This window comes from Streptomyces sp. NRRL S-495, from assembly GCF_000966955.1.
GTDB classification, from domain to species: Bacteria; Actinomycetota; Actinomycetes; order Streptomycetales; family Streptomycetaceae; genus Kitasatospora; species Kitasatospora purpeofusca.
Genome location: NZ_JZWY01000661.1, coordinates 1 through 650, shown reverse-complemented (window position 1 = coordinate 650; position 650 = coordinate 1). Strand labels below are relative to the sequence as shown.

Below are 650 nucleotides of genomic sequence, written 5' to 3'. Positions count from 1 at the left end.
CACGAGGCCAAGTGCGGCTCGATCGGCCCCGGCCAGGACGGCTGGCACTTCGTCCTCCCGGGCAACTCGACGGACTTCGTCAAGCTCACGGTCGCCTTCGACAACGGCACCCCGCAGGTGGTCACCGCCTTCGGTCCGCCCACCACCAAGCACGCCTACGTCGCCTCCGCGCCCGGTGCCAAGCTGACCTCGGCCAGCGCCGAGGTCCGGGGCGGCGAGGTGAAGTGGTTCAACCTGTCGCACACCTGCCCGGCGACGGACACCAAGCCGTCCACGCCGCCGTCCACGCCGCCGGTCACCGCGCCGGTCACGCCTCCGGTCACGCCGCCCGTCACCCCGCCGGTCACGCCGAAGCCGTCGACGCCCGCGCCGTCGGGCTCCACCGCCCCGGCGGGCACCGCCTCGCCGAGCACCACGGTGTCGCCGGGCGCCACCTCGTCGGCGTCGGCGCCGGCCTCCACCAAGCCCGCCACGAGCGGCAGCGCGTCGGCCTCCCCCTCGGCCGTCCCGACCGTCCCGGGCGGTTCGACGGCGGTCGCGGCCGCCGCGGGTTCGTCCTCGCCCTCCGCCTCCGTTGCGGCCGGCTCGGACAGCCTGGCCTCGACCGGTGCGAACATCGGCCTGACCCTGACGGCCGCCCTCGGGCTGCT

At 76.2% G+C, this 650-nt stretch carries 1 protein-coding gene; it reads left to right on the top strand.

What is annotated here, in order from left to right:
• Positions 1 to 650 (top strand): hypothetical protein (locus tag VR45_RS30200; RefSeq protein WP_045943047.1); only part of this gene is annotated, 650 nt, incomplete at both ends.